Below are 17402 nucleotides of genomic sequence, written 5' to 3' on the forward strand. Positions count from 1 at the left end.
CCCTCCGGAGCTACTTCGCCGCGTAGGTCCAGAACTCGTGCATCAGCGGGGTCGGCGCCGGGCCGGTCATCTCGACCTGCGTCAGCAGGACCGTCGCCGTGCCGGTCGCCGGGACCACGTGCCAGGCCGTTCCGGCGCCGCCGATCCAGCCGTAGCGGCCCGGGACCTCCCACGGCTCCTTCGCCTCGACGTCCACCGAGCCGCCGTACCCCCAGCCCTGGCCCTGCAGGAACATCCGCCCGGCCTCGCGCTGGGCCGGCGTCAGGTGGTCGGTCGTCATCCGGTGCACCGACTCGGGCGTCAGCAGCCGGTGGTCGCCGACCGTACCCTCGGCCAGCAGGAACCGGGCGAACGCGAGCAGGTCGTCGGCCGTCGAAACCAGGCCCGCCGCGCCGGAGGGGAACGGCGGCACGACGCTCCACCGGCCTTCCGGTGCGTCGACCAGGCGGAGCCCCTCCTCGCCGCGGCGGTACGCGCTGGTGAACCGGCCCAGCGCCGCGGTCGGCACGGCGAACCCGGTGTCGGCCATGCCCAGCGGCTCGAACAGCCGCTCCGCCAGGAACTCCGGCAGCGGCCGGCCCGACACCCGCGCGATCAGCACGCCCTGGATCGCCGAACCGGTGCCGTAGAGCCACCCCTCCCCCGGCTGGTGCAGCAGCGGCACCTGCGCCAGCGCGGCCAGCCACTCGTCCGGCGCCAGGTTTCCCGGCGGTGCCGCCGGGTGGCCCAGCACCTGCAGCAGCAGGTCGACCGCGGGCAGCGTCATGTCCGCCGCGAAGCCGTACCCGCAGCGGAACGTCAGCAGGTCGGCCACCGTGATCGGGCGGACGGCGGGCACGACGTCGTCGACCGGTCCGGCCGGCGTCCGCACGACCACCGGCGACGTCAGCTCCGGCAGCCACCGCGCGATCGGGTCGTCCAGCGCGAGCTCGCCGTCGTCGACGAGCAGCATGACCGCCGCGGCGACGATCGGCTTGGTCAGCGACGCGATGCGGAACACCGAGTCCCGCGCCATCGGCACGGTGCCGCCGGCGTCGGCCGAGCCCACGACCGCCGCCTCGACCTGGTCGCCGTGCGCGATCAAGGCCACCGCGCCGGGCAGGTCCGCGGCGTGCTGCTTCAGCAGTTCGGTCAGCATCATTCAGTCCAGGGGGTTGATGGCGCGCAGGCGCCGCGGGCCGGTGTCGGGCCGCGACGGCGGCGGCCCCAGCACGAGCCGCGCGTTGGCGACGAAGGCGCCGTCCGGCGACGCCAGGATCGGGTCCAGCACCAGGGACCGGACCTCCGGGTTGTCCTCGGCGAGCGCGGCGACGCGCAGCACCATGTCCTGCAGGGCGGCGAGATCGGCGGGCTCGTCGCCGCGGTAGCCGGTGAGCAGCGGCGCCGTCCGCGGCTCACGCAGCAGCGTCGCGGCGTCGACGTCGGTGAGCGGCACCGCCCGGTAGGCGCGGTCGCCCAGCAGCGTGCTGACCAGCCCCGACAGCCCGAACGACACGAGCGTGCCGAACGACGGGTCGTCCTGCAGCCCGATCACGCACGACAGGCCCTTCGGGGCCATCCGCTGGACGTACACGTCGTCGTCGCCGGAGATCTCGCGCAGCATTTCGTAGGCGGTGCGCACCGAGTCTTCGGACGCCAGGTCGAGCCGCACCCCGGCCAGGTCGGGGCGGCCGCGCAGCCGCTCGTCGACGGCCTTGAGCGTCACCGGGTAGCCCAGCTCGGCCGCCGCCGCGACGGCCTCGTCCACTGTGGACGCCACACGGAACGGGACGACGTCGATGCCGTAGCAGCCCAGCAGCCGCACGACGTCGGTGTCGGACAGCAGCGTCGTCTTGCCGTTCTCGGCTTCGAGGAACTCGCGCACGATGCCCTGCGCCTGCTCGGTGTGGATCCCCGGTGGGGTCACGAGCGTGCCCTGCGGACGTTGCCGCCATGCCGCGTACCGGATGACCCGGGCGAGGGCGTTCACCGCGCGTTCCGGGCTCGGGTAGGACGGGATCGAGCCGCGCGTCGGCACGCCGTCGGCCGTCGACACCGCGAGTTCGTCGGGAACGCCTTCGGCGGCGAGGAACGTCGAGACGATCGGCTTGCGCTGCCCCAGTTCGACCACGGTTTCGCGCAAAGCGCGCGCGTAGGCCGTGCCGGGGATGGCCACCGGCGGTGCGAACACGACGACCAACGCGTCGGTGTCCGGCGAGGTGAGCGCCTCGCCGACCGCCTTGGCGAAGTCGTCCGGCCCGGCCTGCGGGCCGACGTCCACCGGGTCGAACGCCAGCCGCAGGCCCTGCATCCGCGCGGTGTCGGCGGCCAGCAGCCCGATCGCGCTGGAGTTGCCGACGATCGCCACCCGCGGGCCGGCGGGCAGCGGCTGGTGGGCGAAGACGAGCGCGGTGTCGAACAGCTGCGCCAGCGACTCCACCCGCACGACGCCGGCCTGTTCGAACAGGGCCTGCACGCTGGCCTCGTCGATCTCCGTGGACGTCGCGGCCAGCTGCGGGCGAACGGCGTGCCGCCCCGACTTGACCGCGACGATCGGTTTCGTGCGGGCCAGGCGGCGGGCCAGCCGCGCGAACTTGCGCGGGTTGCCGAACGACTCGAGGTACAGCAGCACGAGGTCGGTGTCCGGGTCGGTTTCCCAGTACTGCAGGAGATCGTTGCCGGAGACGTCGGCGCGGTTGCCAGCCGAGACGAACGTCGAGAGGCCGAGGCCGCGCGACTCGGCGTCGGCGAGGATCGCGGTGCCCAGCGCGCCGGACTGGCAGAAGAACCCGGTGCGCCCGCGCCCGGGCAGGCGCGGGGCGAGGGTGGCGTTGAGGCGGATGCCGGGCGCGGTGTTCAGCACGCCGAGCGCGTTCGGCCCGACGACGCGCATGCCGTGCGCCCGCGCCTCGCCGACCAGCCGCAGCTCGGCGTGCAGGCCGTGCGGGCCGGCTTCGGCGAACCCGCTGGAGAGGATCAGCAGCGTCTTGACGCCCTTCGCGAGGCAAGCGTCCAAAACGGACTCGACGGCCTCGGCGGGCACCGCGACGACGGCCAGGTCGACCGGGTCCGGGATGTCGAGCACCGACGGGTACGCGCGGACGCCGCGGATCGAGCGGTGCTCCGGGTTGACCGGGTAAACCGTGCCGGTGAACGCGGCGGCCAGCAGGTTCACGAAGGCGACGTGGCCGACCTTGCCCGGCTCGGCGGACGCGCCGATCACCGCGACCGACGCCGGGTGCAGCAGGTTGTGCACGCTGCGCGCCTCGGCCGCCTGCTCCCGGGAGCGCGCGACCGCGAGGGACTCCTCGGTCGGGTCGATGTCGAACTCCAGGTGCAGCACGCCTTCTTCGATCTCGCGGCTGACCTGGTAGCCGGCGTCGCGGAAGACCCGCACCATGGCGGCGTTCTCGGCCAGCACCTCGGCGACGAACCGGCGCAGCCCGCATTCCGACGCGGCCGCGGCGAGGTGTTCCAGCAGGATCGAGCCCAGGCCGCGGCCCTGGTGCGCGTCGCTGACGACGAAGGCGACCTCCGCCGACGGCCCGTGGTCGAGCCGTTCGTACCGGCCGACCGCGACGATGTCGTCGCCGAGGAAGGCGGCGAACGCGACCCGGTCGTGGTGGTCGACCGTGGAGAACCGCTTGAGGTCCTTCTCGGGGATCCGCGGGTAGGCACCGAAGTAGCGGAAGTAGCGGGTGCGCTCGGAGAGCTTGCCGTGGAAGGCGACGAGGCCGTCGGCGTCGGTGGGGACGATCGGGCGCAGGTGGACGGTGCCGCCGTCGGACAGCACGACGTCGGCCTCCCAGTCACGGGGGTAGTCGAAGGGATCCCGGCCGGCCATCGTCAGTCCCTGGGGTCGTCCGGGTCGAGGCCGTGCAAGGGGAAGACGGCCCGGCGGGTGTCCCGGACGGCGACGTCGACCGGGTCGTCCTCGCCGTCGCCCCACGGCTTGAACTCGGTTTCGCGGTCGTCGGTCATGGCCACGGGCAGCTCGGCGTTCGGCGCGGCTTTCGTGACGGTGGCGACCCAGCCGGGCGGCAGCGGCGTCGCGGGGGCGACGTCCCGGTCGAGGACGGTGGCGATCAGGTGCGTCCACGACCGCGGGACGACCCGGATCAGCTGGTACCCGCCCCCGCCGACGGCGAGCCACTTGCCGCCGGCGTACGTCTCGGCGAGGTCGCGAAGGGTGGCGTAGATGGTGCGGTGCCCGTCGACTGACAGCGACAGATCAGCTAGGGGGTCTTCTTCGTGCGAGTCGACGCCGCACTGGGTGAACAGCAGCTGCGGCTCGAAGTCGGCCAGGAGCGAGGGGACGACGGCGTTGAACGCGCGCAGCCACCCGGGATCGCGAGTGCGCGGCGGCAGCGGGACGTTGACCGCGGTGCCGTCGGCCTTCCCACGGCCCGTCTCGGCGGAGTACCCGGTGCCCGGCCAGAGCGTGAAGGGGTGCTGGTGCATCGAGATGGTGAGGACGCGGGGATCGTCGTAGAAGGCGGCCTGGACGCCGTCGCCGTGGTGGACGTCGGTGTCGATGTAGGCGATGCGCTCGAAGCCGTGGTCGAGCAACCACGAGATGGCCACGGCGCAGTCGTTGTAGACGCAGAACCCGGACGCCTGGTCGCGCATGGCGTGGTGGAGCCCACCGGCGATGTTGACGGCCCGGGTGGCTTCGCCTTCGGCGATCTTCCGGGCAGCGAGCAGCGTCGACCCGACGACCAGCGCGGAGGCGTCGTGCATGTCGGAGAAGACGGGGTTGTCGGCGGTCCCGAGCCCGTGCCCGACATCCCACCCGACGAGCGGCGCCTCCCGCACGGCGGCGATGTATTCGGGGGCGTGGACGCGCAGCAGCTCCTCGTCCCCGGCGCCGGTGGGGACGAGCAGAGGAACGTCGTCGAGCACGCCGAGCTCGGTGGCCAGCCGGACGGTGAGCTCCAGCCGGACGGGGTTGAACGGATGGTCCCCGCCCAGGTCATAACCGAGCAGAGCGGAGTCCCAAACAACAGCCGGCGACATGCGGTCGACTGTAGTGCCGATCGGCGGAATCCGTGGACCGGAAAGGCCGGATCCCCGTGGTTGGCGGCGTCGGACCAGCGACGCTCCTCCCGCGGCGGCGGGCTCACGCCGAGGTCGTGGGCCGACAGCCGGGCTGCTCCCGGCCGGGATCGCCGGACGGCGCCCCGGCGACCGGCTCCAGCCCGGGCGACCCGAGTCGGCGATGGCTCCCGCCCTCGCCACCACTGCGCGGGCAGGGTGCCCGCCGCCTTCGCTGCCCCGGCAGGCGTTCGGTCAGCCCGGCAGGGTGCCCGTCGCCGCGGGGCGGTTCGGGTCTCGGGACCAGTGGGACCACGAGCCCGCGTACAAGCCGGCGCCCGGGTGGCCCGCCAGCTCCAGGGCCAGGACCACCGAACTCGCCGTCACTCCCGAGCCGCAGTACGCGCCGACCGGCTCGCCCGGCCGGAGGCCCAGGTCCGCGAAGCGGGCGGCCAGCTCCTCGGGCGCGCGCCAGTGACCGTCTTCGGCGATGTGACCGGCGAACGGCGCGTTCACCGCGCCCGGGATGTGGCCCGCCCGCGGGTCGACCGGCTCGGTCTCGCCCGTGTAGCGCTGCGCCGCCCGGGCGTCGAGCAGGAGGCCGTCGCGGGCCAGCGCCGCCGCTTCGTCCGCGTCGAGCACGGGCATGCCGCCCGGGCGGACCGTGATGTCCCCCGGCTCGGGGCGCGCCGGTTCCGTGCTCACCGGGTGGCCGCCGGCGGTCCACGCAGCGTAACCGCCGTCGAGCACCGTCACCTCGTCGTGGCCCGCCCAGCGCAGCAGCCACCACGCTCGCGCAGCGACGGAGCCGTCGGCGTCGTCGTAGACCACCACCGGCGCGGCCGCCCGGACGCCGGCCGCGCGCAGGTCGCGCTGCAGGTCGGCCGGGTCGGGCAGCGGGTGCCGGCCGCCCTCGCCCGGCTCGCCCGCGAGCACGCGGTCGAGGTCGGTGAAGACCGCGCCGGGCACGTGCCCCTCGCGGTACGAATCGGCGCCGGGCGGGCCGGCGAGCCGCCAGCGGACGTCGAGGACGACGGGCCGGTCCCCGGCCGGGCCGGCCAGCGCGGTGGCCAGGTCGGTGGTGCTGATCAGCGGACGCATGCCTCCCATCTTCCAGCGGCCGCCCGCCCGGCCGCGCCGGGGTGCGGACATGTCCGTCAACGGCGAGTTGTCACCGATCTGGCCGAAAGCAGGCGGAGACGGACCGCAGCCGACCCACTCGTGGTGCCGGGTTCCGCCGTGGCTGCCGGTCTGATGGGTAACCATCGGCGCAGTATCCCCAAGGCCCGCCGCCGCTGTCGGGGTCAACGACTACGATGAGCAACGCGGACGAAGGGGACAGCGTGAACGATCTCATCGACACCACCGAGATGTACTTGCGTACGATCTACGAGCTCGAAGAAGAAGGTGTCGTTCCGCTGCGTGCCCGCATCGCCGAGCGCCTGCAGCAGAGCGGCCCGACCGTGAGCCAGACCGTCGCCCGGATGGAGCGCGACGGGCTCGTGGTGGTCGCCGACGACCGGCACCTCCAGCTGACCGACCACGGCCGCGAACTGGCCATCGCCGTCATGCGCAAGCACCGCCTGGCCGAGCGCCTCCTCGTCGACGTCATCGGGCTCGAGTGGGAGCACGTCCACAACGAGGCGTGCCGGTGGGAGCACGTGATGAGCGAGGCCGTCGAGCGCAAGCTGGTCAAGCTGCTCGACCACCCGACCACGTCGCCGTACGGCAACCCGATCCCCGGCCTGGACAAGCTGGGCGACGGCGACCCGGCACCGCCCGCCGAGGCCGACCTCGTCCGGCTCGACGAGTTCGCCCGCACCGGTGGCGGTCGCGTCGAGATCCGGCGGATCGCCGAGCACGTCCAGCTGGACGAGTCGCTGATGACCGAGCTCAAGTCCGTCGGCATCGTGCCGGGCGGCACGGTCACGATCGGCCGGGCCAACGGCGGCACCGTCGAGGTCACCGGCGGCGAGACCACCGCCCAGGTCGCCAGCTCCGCGCTGCACGCAGTCCTGGCGCAAGCCAGGTGAGCCCGGCTTCGGAGGCCGCGGCGGCGTTCCGCACCGTGCACGGCCGCGAGCCGGCCGGCGTGTGGTCCGCGCCGGGGCGCGTCAACCTGATCGGCGAGCACACCGACTACAACGACGGCTTCGTGCTGCCGTTCGCGCTGCCGCACCGCCTGGCCGCGGCGGCGGCACCCCGCGAGGACGGCGTCCTCTCGGTAGCCACCCTCGGCGACGACGGCCAGCTCCAGCGCTCCGGCGAGCTCAAGATCGCCGACCTGGAACCGGGCGCGGTCGCGGGGTGGGCCGCGTACCCGGCGGGAGTCGCCTGGGTGCTGCGCGACCAGGGCTTCGCGGCCGGCGCCGACCTGGTGGTCGCCGGGGACGTGCCGTCGGGGGCGGGACTGTCCTCCTCCCACGCGCTCGAGTGCGCGGTGTCGCTGGCGTTGCTCGGCCTGGCCGGGCTGGAGCTGAGCGCACGCGGCGACCGCGTGCCGACGCGGCCCCAGGTGGCGCGGTGGGTCCAGCGCTCGGAAAACGACTTCGTCGGCGCGCCCACCGGCCTGCTCGACCAGACGGCGTCCCTCTGCTGCACCGAGTCCCACGTGCTCTTCCTCGACGTCCGGTCGGGCGAGCAGGAGCAGGTGCCGTTCGGCCTGGCCGACGCCGGGCTGCAGGTGCTGATCATGGACACCCGCACGAAGCACTCGCACGCCGAGGGCGGCTACGGCGAGCGTCGCCGCGGCACCGAGCGGGCCGCCGAGCTGCTCGGGGTGAAGGCGCTGCGCGACGTCACCGTCGAGGGGCTGTCCGAGGCGCTCGACCGGCTGCCCGACGACCTGGTGCCGCTCGTGCGGCACGTCGTCACCGAAAACCAGCGAGTCCTCGAGGTCGTCGAGCTGCTGCGCGCCGGCCGGCTGGCCGACATCGGCCCGTACTTGGACGCCTCCCACGTCAGCATGCGCGACGACTACCGGATCTCCACGGCCGAGCTGGACCTCGCGGTCGACTCGGCGCGGGCGGCCGGCGCCCTCGGCTCCCGGATGACCGGCGGTGGCTTCGGCGGCTCGGCGATCGCGCTGGTCCGCGACGCCGACCTGGACGCCGTCAAGGCAGCCGTCGAAGCGGCGTACGAGAAGGCGGGCTACCGGCGCCCGCGGATGTTCACCGCGGTGCCCTCCCGCGGCGCCGGGCGCGACGAGCTCTGAGGCCGCGCGGGTCCGCCCGGGGCAACCCCCGCGCGGACCCGCGCGTCGTCGAGGGGGAAGACTGAAGCGCACAGTCACCCTCGGCAGGAAGGCCTGGATGTGTCGGAGCAGAGCAACGCCCTGAAGCTGGTCGTGACGGGCGGAGCCGGGTACGTCGGCAGTGTCTGTGCCGCCCGGCTGATCGAAGCCGGGCACCAGGTCACGGTCGTCGACGACCTGTCCACCGGCCACGCCGACGCTGTCCACCCGGACGCGCGGTTCGTCGAGGGCGACGCCGCCGAGGTGGCGGGCAGCCTGCTGCGCGAGGGCTTCGACGGCGTGCTGCACTTCGCGGCCAAGTCGCTGGTCGGCGAATCGATGTCGGAGCCCGCGAAGTACTGGGAAGGCAACGTCGTCACGTCGCTGCGGCTGCTCGAGGCCATGCGCGAGCACGGCACGCCGCGCCTGGTCTTCTCGTCGACCGCGGCAACCTACGGCGAGCCGGAGCAGTCGCCGATTCCGGAGTCCGCGCCGGCCCGGCCGACCAACACCTACGGCGCGACGAAGCTCGCCATCGACCACGCGATCACCAGCTTCGCCGGCGCGCACGGCCTGGCGGCGGTGAGCCTGCGGTACTTCAACGTCGCGGGCGCGTACGGCGCGTTCGGGGAGCGCCACACCACGGAAACCCATCTCATTCCTCTCGTTCTGCAGGTCGCCACGGGCGACCGCGAGCGCATCCAGATCTTCGGCGACGACTACCCGACGCCCGACCACACGGCGGTCCGCGACTACATCCACGTCGTGGACCTCGCGGACGCGCACCTGCTGGCGCTGAAGAGCGCGACGGCGGGTGAGCACCGCATCTACAACCTGGGCAACGGCACGGGGTTCTCCGTTCTCGAGGTGATCGAGGCCTGCCGCTCGGTGACGGGACACGCGATCCCGGCCGCGGTGGCCCCGCGGCGGGCGGGCGACCCGTCGGTGCTCGTGGCGGCCAGCGACCGGGCCCGGGAAGAGCTGGGCTGGAAGCCGGAACGCACCGAGCTGGCCGGGATCGTCCGCGACGCCTGGGAGTTCACGCAGGCTCGGCGCAACGCCCAGGGCTGAGGGGTCGTTCGCCGCGCGGCGGCAGTCCGCTGCGCGGCTCAGCCTGGCCGCTCTCGCGCCAACAGTCGGAAACCTGAGCGGCGACTGATTCGTCCGCACGACTTTCGGTCGCTGGAAGTTCACGCACGCTCGGACCGACGTCCAAGGCTGACGGTCGGCGGATCCGCCGGTGCTCGTGGCCGTCGGCGGCCGGGGCCGGGAGAGCCGGGCCGGATGCCGGACCGCACAGCGTTGACCGGCTGCGGGCGACACACCTGGCGGCCGGCCGAAGTCACGGCTGGCTGCCGGTGGCTGCCGGGTGTCCACATGCGACTCCCACGGAGAAGCTCGCGCCGAAGTCCGGTGGGGCCAGGCCGAAGCCGGACAGGCCCGTCGGGTCCGCGGCCAATGCCAAGCCCAGCAACTGTTCCGGCGGCATGCCACGCTTCAGCACCTTCGTCAGCAGGCCGGCCAGCACGTGGTTCGGCTTCGCTTCCAGTGCGTTCTCCAACGCCATGCCCGCGAACGCGCCGTCGCCGCGCATGAAGGCCGTGTAGCCCAGCAGGGCCGCCGGTTCCGCTCGTTCCGGCGCCGGGAGTTCCCGGACCAGCGTCAGCCACAGCCGCTCCGCCTCGCGAGCGGCCGGGGTGTGCGGGGGCGCCGCCATCCCCAAACAGACGTCCCGGATTTCGGGGACCGTGAACGCGCTCGCGAGCAGGACCGCTTCCTCGTCCGTCGGTGGTCCTGAGCCGCGCCGCTGACGCTCGAACGCCGCGCGGATCACCGAGGCCGCGTCCGACACGCAGGTCGCGTCCGGCCACGGCAGTGAGGACATCCCGGCCAGTGCTTCGGCCCGGCGGGCGAGGGCTTCGGGTGAACGGGGAGCCAGCAGCGCCTCCAGCTCGTCGCGGCTGTCGAACGCCACCTCGCCGTTTCCCGTCGCCACCGCCGCCGCCACGGTCGATCGGGGGTCCGGCAGCTCGCCGCCGCAGTCCGGGTCCGTGTAACAGGCCCACGGTGCGGCCTCGGCGATGTCCGCCGCCCACATCGCGTGCAGCACCGGCAGGCCGCACTCGCCGAGGACGTCCGCCAGCAGCTCGACGAAGCCCGCGTGTGGCGGCGGGCCGCCGGGGCTGCGGCCACCGCCGCCGATCACCACCAGCGTCACGCCCGTGTGCGGGACCAGGGCCAGCCGCGGCGGCAGCGCCAGGGCTTGCCGTGCCCGGTCTTCCGGGCGCGGGAGATCACCGCGCAGCACCAGGCCCAGGCGGTGGCCCCGGTGGCCGAGCAGGACGACGGAGTTCGCGGGCCGGAACCCGATCAGGTACGGGAGCGCGGCCAGCAGCTGCGCGGGGCTTCGGAGGTCGACCGGCGGGCGGCCGGCCGGGGTGGAAGTGGTCATGCCTCCACCGTGGGGCAGGACGGGCCCGGATGGGGCGGTGGCGGCGAATCTGTGGACAGGCGGGGCCGATGTGGACGGATCCGGCAGTCGGGCGGCCGGACGGCAGGTTCCTGTCGGTGGGGCGGGCTATGCTGCCCGGCCCCACCGACCGGCGCTGCTCACCCGCAGTGCTCGAAGCCGCTCTCGTAGGTGTTGCCGCCGACCGAGCCGCCCCACTTCACGCAGGTCGCGCCGGCGGTCTTCGTCACCGGCCCGGCGTAGTAGGTGAAGCTGCCGGAATCGGTCGCCCGCGCCGAACCCTGGACCTCGAGGAACGCCGAGACCGGGCTCGCCGTCCCCAGCGACGTCGCCTTCAGGGTCGTCACGCAGTTCGCCTTGGTCGAGGCGTTGTACAGCAGGTACGCGGTGCCGGACGCGTTCGCCAGCGCCTGCTGGTCGACGACGGAGAAGCCCGAGCCGCAGACCTCTTCGGCCGAGTACGGGTTGCCACCGCAGTTGTTCTTGCTCGTGAAGTCGGTGTGCCCGTAGTACGGCACGGCGACGCCGTTGAGCTTGGCCTTCTGCACCACGCCGTCCAGCCGCTCTTCGAAGTGCAGGTGCGGGCCGGTGACCCCGCCCGTCGCACCGGCCTTGCCGAGCTCCTTGCCGCCGGCGACCGACTGCCCGACCGAGACCTCCTGGGCGGACAGGTGCGCGTACCGGGTCCGCCAGCCGCTGCCGTGGTCCACCTCGATCCACTTGCCGTAGCTGGTGCTGCCCTCGTCGGCGACGCGGGTCACCGTGCCGGACGCCGCGGCGAGCACCGGCATGCCCGTGATGCCCGACTTCTGGAAGTCGACCGAGTACTCCGGGCTGTGGCCGCTGAACGTCGCCGCGGTCACGGTGACCCCGCACTTGAACGGCACCTGGAAGTTCGGCGCGGCCGACGCGGCCGCCTGGCCGGCGAGGGTGAGGCCGAGCGCGGGCAGCGCCGCGGCGGCGGCGAACACGGCGAGCCGTCGCAACCTGGACATGAGGGAACCTCCTGACAAACGGGACATCTCGACACCGCACAGCGAAGCCGCCGTCGGTACATTTTCCGTACAAGCACCCCGCGGAGGACCTCGAAGATGACCGTCGGACGAGCCGGCTTCGCCCGGCTCCCCCACGCCCAGGCCTGGTTGCGCTGGGCGTTCGTCGCGGTGCCGATGTTCGCCGCGATGCCGCGCGCGAACACGCTCGCCTGGATCCTGATCGCGGTCACCCTGGTGCTGTCGATCCCGCTGCTGTGGCTCTACGACATCCGCGAGCGGAGCCTGCCGCCGGCGCTGCTCCTCACCGTGATCCTCTGCGCCGGGACGCTGTGGGCGCTGGTGCCGAACAGCTGGGCGTCGGTGACGATGTTCAGCTGCACGTTCTTCGTGGTCCTGCGGCAGGCCGTCGTCCCGATCGTGCTCGCGGTCGCGCTGGACCTGGGCGCGATCCTGTTCTGGGCGGCCTACCACGACGTCTGGGAAGGCGCGCTCCCGACGTGCACGATCCTCGCCATCGTCGTGCTGCTCGGCATCAACCGGCGGACGCGGCTGGCCCGGATCGAGCAGACCGAGCTGGCACTGGCCCGCGCGCAGACGGCCACCGAGGAACACGCTCGCGCGGCCGCTCTCGCCGAACGCGCCCGCATCGCCCGCGAGCTGCACGACGTCCTCGCGCACTCGCTCGCCGGGCTGTCCCTCAACCTGCAGGGCGCGCGGCTGATGCTGGTGCGCGACGGGGCGAGCCCGGACGCCGTCGCGCAGATCGAACGCGCGCAGAAGCTGGCTTCGGAAGGCCTCGCCGAGGCTCGCAAGGCCGTCGCCGCCCTGCGCGAGGACGCCGTCCCGGTCGAACGCACGATCGCGGACCTCCTGGCCGCCTACCGGCTCGACAGCGGGGCGCGGGCGGATCTGAAGGTCGAGGGCGAGCCGCGGGAGCTCGACCCGGCGGTCGGCACCGCGCTGGTCCGCGCGGTGCAGGAGGCGCTGGCCAACACGCGCAAGCACGCCGCGCAGGCCGAGGTCGACGTCACGCTGGACTACGGCTCCGGGACCGTCGCGCTGACGGTGGCCGACCGGCAGGGCAGGCGGCCGCCGGACGCGCCGGCGGCAGGCTACGGTTTGCGCGGGATGAGCGAACGGGTCGCGCTGCTCGAGGGGCGGTTCGAGAGCGGGCCGGGGGAGGACGGATGGCGGATTCACCTGACGGTGCCGGCGTGACGCTGCGCGTCGTGCTGGCCGACGACCAGGCCGTGGTCCGGGAGGGCCTGGTCACGCTGCTCGGCCTGCTCCCCGGTGTGGAGGTGGTCGGCGCCGCCGCCGACGGCCTGACCGCGCTCGACCTGGTCACCGAACACCACCCCGACGTCGTGCTGGTGGACCTGCGGATGCCGCGCTGCGACGGCGTCGAGACCACCGAGCGGATCCGCGCCGAGCACCCGGGCACCGAGGTCGTCGTGCTGACCACGTACGCCGACGACGAGTCGCTGCTGGCCGCGTTGCGCGCCGGCGCCCGCGGGTTCCTCACCAAGGACGCCGACGCCGAGGCGATCGCGCGGGCGCTGCGCTCGGCGGCCGCCGGTCAGTCCACAGTGGACGGCGAGCTGCAGCGACGGCTCGTCGAGGCCGCCACCCGCAGCACACCCAGGCGCGTCAAGGAGATCGAAGGCCTGACCGCGCGCGAGATCGAGGTGCTGCGGCTGATCGCGGCGGGCCTGTCGAACACGGAGATCGCGCGCACGCTCGTGGTCAGCGAAGCGACCGTGAAGACCCACGTGAACCACCTGTTCACCAAGGCCGGGCTGCGGGATCGTGCGCAGGCGGTCGCCTTCGCCTACCGGGCGGGCATCGCGGACTGAGCAGTCAGGTCTTCGCCGTGGATGCGTCGCCGTTCTGCGCCTTGGCGTCCTGCGTCGCGGCGATCTCCGCGACGAGGCGAAACGCCACGTCGCGGCCGTTCGCGTCCGCCACCTTGGACACGAGGAAGTTCGCGAAGTGCAGGTGGTGAGTGGCCACCAACCGGTCGTGGAAGGTACCGATGGATTTCACGGTCTCCGAGAACATCCGCAGGTAGACGACCGCGATGAAGTTCCCGAGGATTCCGCCGATCGCCCCGAGCGAGGCAACCAGGATCTTTTCGAGCGAGCTCCCGGGGCCCGCCGACTTGAGCAGGACAAACGCCATCACGATGATCGAGAATCCAGCGAAGATGCAGAAGATCCCCGTGAAGAAGATGAACCCCCGCTGCCGGAGGGCCTGGTCGTAATACCGCTTCAATTGCTGACTGTGCACCTGGAACAGCTTCATCGCCCGGCGTTCCAGCTCCGCGCCCTTGAGCATCGCGTCGAGATCCTGCTGACCGCGGATTCCCTCGATGTCCTTGAACAACGAGTTCGCTTCGGTGCGCGCCCACACCCCGTACACCAGAACCAGACCGGCGTACACCGGGATCAGCAACGAGAACTCGGCGAAGCCGAAAGACACAAAAGAATACCCGTCGGCGAGCATGATGATCGCAGCGAAGAGGATTGCCGCGGCGGAGTACTTCTTCAACCGCTGCCGCCGTCCCTCGATGCGGTGTACGCGCCGATCGATCGCCGCGGTGTCGGTGGAGACCACCGGATCGGTGTCGCCCAGCTCCAAGCTCGCACCCAGGCTCCACTTCGCCGTCACGAGAACCCGCTGCTCCAGCCGATCCGCACCGAGGTCCTCAGTCTCCTCGATCAGGGAACGCAGCAGCGCGAGCACTTTCATTTCGAACTGCCCGCCTGCCGTCTGACCGTTGGTGGAGAGATTCATCCGGCCGTAGGCGAAAAGCCGCACGATCATCTTGCTCATCCCGGCATCGACTTCGACGATACCGGTCTGCACGTCCTTCAGGTGGCGCACCGCCGCCGGGAGTACCTTTCCGGACAGCCCGGTCTTGAGCGATATCAGCTTCTCCGCCGTGAGCGCGACGCCATCTTCGCCGCGAACGACCAGTTCGATCGTGGCGATCTCCCCCGACGCGATGAGGAAGTCGGATACGGCGCGCAGCTTGTTCAAAGTAAGCATGACATCCCTCGACCCGATCCGGCGTGTTGTACCCTCCCGGGTCGTCGCGCGGACGACGCGCGTTACCCTTGCCGATTTTCGGAATCCGTCCGTGACGCCGGCGAGACGGAATATTCGCTTTCACAGCAGCCGCTGGGTGAACCCGGCCGCGGCCAGCCTGCCGAACGCCCGCTCGACGCCGGCCGGGACGGGTTGCGGGATCGCGAAGCCGCGCGCCGCGTACTCCGTGATCCGCTGGGTCTCGCCGACGAGCATGCTGATCACGCGGGCGGCGTCTTCGACGCGGGCGAGGTAGTCCTCCAGCGACACCGCCTTCGACGCGCAGGCGACGTCGACGCCGGGCCACCGCCGCTTCGCCGTCGCATACGCCCGGCGCTGCTGGTAGGGCCGCGACACGAGCGTCACCGACCCGATTTCCCGGCCGGCGAGCAGGCGCCGGGTGAACTCGATGTTCTCCCCCGTGTTGCGCGCCTCGCGCTCGACCAGGATCACGTCGTCGGGCACGCCCAGCTCCAGCGCGATTTCGCGGTAGTGGACCGCCTCTCCGCGCGGGAAGCGGTCCACCGTCGTCGGCGCGTTGGCGCCGGTGAAGACGACCAGCGGGAAACGCCCGGCGTGGAACAGCTCCGCCGTGTGGACGGCGACGCCGGGCTCGCGGCTGCCGAGCCCGACGCCGACGTCCGAGCGCCGCGGCTCGTGCCGCAGGTCGTGGTAGTCCCACAACGTCCGGACGTCGGCGTCCAGGTGCTCCGGCAGCATCAGCCGAACGCGGCTCGCAGCGCCGGCTTGCCGCCCGTGACCGGCAGCGTCACCGACGTCTTCGTCAGGTCGAGGGCCAGCCCCGCGCCCGGCTTCGGCCGCAGCGTGTAGTCGTGGTCGCTGGAGGCCAGCAGGAACTCCAGCCGGTGGCCCGCCGCGAGTACGTAGTCCTTGGGCATCAGCTCGACGCCGATCCGGTACGTCTGCCCGGGCGTGATCGGCTCGGTGCGGGCCGGCGAAGTGCGGTTCTGCGGGTCCATCCAGCCGCGGCTGATCACGTGGGACGTGCCGTCGGGAGCGCGATCGAGCAGGATCGCCGAGACGTTCGCCGCGGGCCGGTCGAACGCCAGCGCCAGGTCGGCGCGTGCGGCGCCCGAGAGGCGTACGGACTGCTTCGCCGCCGAAGTCGCGTACAGCAGCCGGTTGCCGGAGGACGCCGCAGCCGCCAGCTGTTCGATCGTCTTCGACGAGTCGTCGGCCAGGGTTTCGACCGTCGCCTTGCCCGGCACCGGGTTGCGCGTGTCGATGGCGCCCTTCGAACGGCCGCCGGGCCAGGGGTAGACGCGGACGTCGGACGTGCCCGGGGCCGGCCAATCGGCTTCGTCGGTCCACGACAGGTCCTCGCGCTGGATCGTCGCCTTGGGCTCGTCCTGGATGCCGTTGTCGACGCCGTAGAGGTAGTGCGACATCCACTTGTTGAGCGTCGCGAGCCAGACGTCGCGCCGCAGCGTGTACGGGTCGGCGTGGCCGGACTGGTGCAGCCAGATCTTGTGCTCGACGCCGTGCGCCTTCAGCGCTTCGTACCACTCGGCGACCTGGTCGGTCTTGACGTTCCAGTCGTTGAGGCCGTGCACCGCGAGCACCGACGCGTGCACCTTCGCGACGTCGTCGCGATAGTTGCGGACGTCCCAGAACGGCGTGTAGTCGCCGGTCACCCGGTCCTGGTCGCGGGTCAGCCCGTCGATCACCGGGCGGCAGATCTGCCGGTCTTCGCGGGTGTAGACGTATTCGGCGAGCACGTCGGCGTCCTCGCCCTGGTAGCCGCCGGCCGCGACGACGGCGCCGTCGTTGCGGTAGTACTGGTACCAGTTGGAGATCGCGGCGATCGGCACGATCGTCTCGAGGCCTTCGACGCCGGTGCTCGCGACGGCGTTGGGCAGCGTCCCGTTGTAGGACACGCCCATCATGCCGGTCTTGCCGGTGCTCCAGTCCGCCTTCGCGGCGGCGCCGTTCGCGTCCCGTGCCGGGGTGCGGCCGTTGAGCCAGTCGACGACCGAGCGCGCGCCGATCGTCTCGTTGACGTCGCCGGTGGTCGGGCAGCCGGTGGAGAGGCCGGTGCCGAGCGACTCGCCGTACACGACGGCGAACCCGCGCGCGGTGAAGTAGTCCTGGTAGCGCCAGGTGATCGGGGTGGCCGGGCCGACGCCGTGCGCGGCGACGCGCGGGCCGTCCGGGCCGCGGGCGTACCCGGGCGCGGACAGCTCGACGTCGACGTCGTGGTTCGTGACGTCGTTGCCGCCGGCGTAGTACGGGCTGGCCTGGTAGACGACCGGGACCTTCAGGCCCTGCTGCGTCGCACGCGGACGGACGACCTGGGCGTGCACGAGGTCGTCCTGGCCGTCGTGGTCGCTGTCGACCGGCGCGGTGACCCAGACGTCCTCGCGGACGACGTCGGCCGGGTCGAACACCGGTTGCGCCTGGCCGCCGGTGAAGACCGGGCCGGGCGGCTCCGCGGCTTCGGCGGTGACCGCCGTGAGCGGCAGGGTTGCGAACGCGAGGAGCAGGACTGCGGTTCGTGCGGCCTTCACTCAAACCCCCAAGCCGGGCGAAGCGGACGACTGTCGAGACTTCCGCTCCGGCCGCGGGGGTGTCAAGCGACTAA

Annotated in this window: 14 protein-coding genes; 5 read left to right on the top strand and 9 right to left on the bottom strand. The window is 72.5% G+C overall.

The annotated features are described in order from the left end of the window. Positions 1–10 precede the first annotated feature (10 nt). The 4 genes from OG738_RS43240 to OG738_RS43255 all read right to left on the bottom strand — a co-directional run bounded on the left by OG738_RS43240 (position 11) and on the right by OG738_RS43255 (position 6114). Entirely contained in the window at positions 11–1141 is a 1131-nt protein-coding gene (locus tag OG738_RS43240) for a serine hydrolase domain-containing protein (protein WP_329049803.1), read from the bottom strand. Continuing rightward, positions 1142–3823 (bottom strand): bifunctional acetate--CoA ligase family protein/GNAT family N-acetyltransferase, encoded by a 2682-nt coding sequence (locus tag OG738_RS43245; RefSeq protein WP_329049805.1) that lies wholly within the window; start codon positions 3821–3823, stop codon positions 1142–1144. Between the two features lie 2 nt (positions 3824–3825). Continuing rightward, positions 3826–4995, bottom strand: a complete 1170-nt coding sequence (locus OG738_RS43250) for an acetoin utilization protein AcuC (RefSeq protein ID WP_329049807.1) — start codon at positions 4993–4995, stop codon at positions 3826–3828. A gap of 273 nt (positions 4996–5268) precedes the next feature. Next, positions 5269–6114, bottom strand: a complete 846-nt coding sequence (locus tag OG738_RS43255; protein ID WP_329057042.1) for a sulfurtransferase — start codon at positions 6112–6114, stop codon at positions 5269–5271. Positions 6115–6329: 215 nt separating this feature from the next. Here OG738_RS43255 and OG738_RS43260 point away from each other — a divergent pair, with 215 nt between their 5' ends. The 3 genes from OG738_RS43260 (at position 6330) to galE (ending at position 9316) form a co-directional block, all read left to right on the top strand. Next, positions 6330–7046, top strand: a complete 717-nt coding sequence (locus OG738_RS43260; protein ID WP_329049808.1) for a metal-dependent transcriptional regulator — start codon at positions 6330–6332, stop codon at positions 7044–7046. Next, on the top strand, positions 7043–8227 hold the full coding sequence (gene galK, locus OG738_RS43265; RefSeq protein WP_329049810.1) for a galactokinase: 1185 nt from the start codon (positions 7043–7045) through the stop codon (positions 8225–8227). Before OG738_RS43260 ends, galK begins: the two co-directional genes overlap by 4 nt. Positions 8228–8326: 99 nt before the next feature. After that, complete coding sequence (gene galE / locus OG738_RS43270; protein ID WP_329049811.1) at positions 8327–9316, top strand: UDP-glucose 4-epimerase GalE; 990 nt, start codon at positions 8327–8329, stop codon at positions 9314–9316. Positions 9317–9587: 271 nt separating this feature from the next. Here the strand turns inward: galE and OG738_RS43275 are convergent, their stop codons facing one another. Beyond that, positions 9588–10697, bottom strand: coding sequence for a DUF4192 domain-containing protein (locus tag OG738_RS43275; RefSeq protein WP_329049813.1), 1110 nt, complete (start codon positions 10695–10697; stop codon positions 9588–9590). Positions 10698–10855: 158 nt separating this feature from the next. Then, positions 10856–11710 (bottom strand): M23 family metallopeptidase, encoded by an 855-nt coding sequence (locus OG738_RS43280; RefSeq protein ID WP_329049814.1) that lies wholly within the window; start codon positions 11708–11710, stop codon positions 10856–10858. Positions 11711–11806: 96 nt separating this feature from the next. Between OG738_RS43280 and OG738_RS43285 the strand changes: the two genes are divergently transcribed. Beyond that, on the top strand, positions 11807–12928 hold the full coding sequence (locus OG738_RS43285) for a sensor histidine kinase (protein ID WP_329049815.1): 1122 nt from the start codon (positions 11807–11809) through the stop codon (positions 12926–12928). Beyond that, complete coding sequence (locus OG738_RS43290) at positions 12925–13566, top strand: response regulator transcription factor (protein WP_329057044.1); 642 nt, start codon at positions 12925–12927, stop codon at positions 13564–13566. The genes OG738_RS43285 and OG738_RS43290 overlap by 4 nt, the downstream gene beginning before the upstream one ends. 4 nt (positions 13567–13570) lie before the next feature. Here the strand turns inward: OG738_RS43290 and OG738_RS43295 are convergent, their stop codons facing one another. The 3 genes from OG738_RS43295 to OG738_RS43305 all read right to left on the bottom strand — a co-directional run bounded on the left by OG738_RS43295 (position 13571) and on the right by OG738_RS43305 (position 17328). Then, the gene (locus tag OG738_RS43295) at positions 13571–14752 is read right to left on the bottom strand and encodes a TRADD-N-associated membrane domain-containing protein (RefSeq protein ID WP_329049816.1); all 1182 of its coding nucleotides are present in this window, start codon (positions 14750–14752) and stop codon (positions 13571–13573) included. Between the two features lie 129 nt (positions 14753–14881). After that, the gene (locus OG738_RS43300; RefSeq protein ID WP_329049817.1) at positions 14882–15520 is read right to left on the bottom strand and encodes a YdcF family protein; all 639 of its coding nucleotides are present in this window, start codon (positions 15518–15520) and stop codon (positions 14882–14884) included. After that, the gene (locus tag OG738_RS43305; RefSeq protein ID WP_329049819.1) at positions 15520–17328 is read right to left on the bottom strand and encodes a Xaa-Pro dipeptidyl-peptidase; all 1809 of its coding nucleotides are present in this window, start codon (positions 17326–17328) and stop codon (positions 15520–15522) included. Before OG738_RS43305 ends, OG738_RS43300 begins: the two co-directional genes overlap by 1 nt. Between the last annotated feature and the right edge of the window lie 74 nt (positions 17329–17402).

Origin of the sequence: Amycolatopsis sp. NBC_01488 (genome assembly GCF_036227105.1) — a bacterium.
Classification (GTDB): Bacteria; Actinomycetota; Actinomycetes; order Mycobacteriales; family Pseudonocardiaceae; genus Amycolatopsis.